At 73.6% G+C, this 246-nt stretch carries 1 pseudogene; it reads right to left on the reverse strand.

The features are described 5' to 3' along the window. A pseudogene (locus ACQG3P_RS21625) lies at window positions 1–246 on the reverse strand (hybrid sensor histidine kinase/response regulator); the annotation flags it as partial.

Here is a 246-nt window from a genome sequence, read left to right on the forward strand (position 1 = left end):
CGCTGCGCTCCAGCGCACTGCGGCTGTCGGCCAGCGCACGCCTCTGGTCGCGCCCCAGGCACTGCGTCTCGCGCGCACGCAGCGCGCCCTGCACGGCGCTGAGCAGCGACATGCCGCCCAGCGGCCGATCCCGTTCCACCCCGTTGACCGTGCGCGGAAGCAGGCTATCGAACGGCGAACGACGGTGCGCACGCTGGGAGCGCAGCAGGATGACGGGCAGGTCGGACCAGGCAGGCTGGGCGGAGA

This window comes from Stenotrophomonas sp. SrG, from assembly GCF_050031795.1.
In the GTDB taxonomy this organism is placed as follows: Bacteria; Pseudomonadota; Gammaproteobacteria; order Xanthomonadales; family Xanthomonadaceae; genus Stenotrophomonas; species Stenotrophomonas rhizophila_A.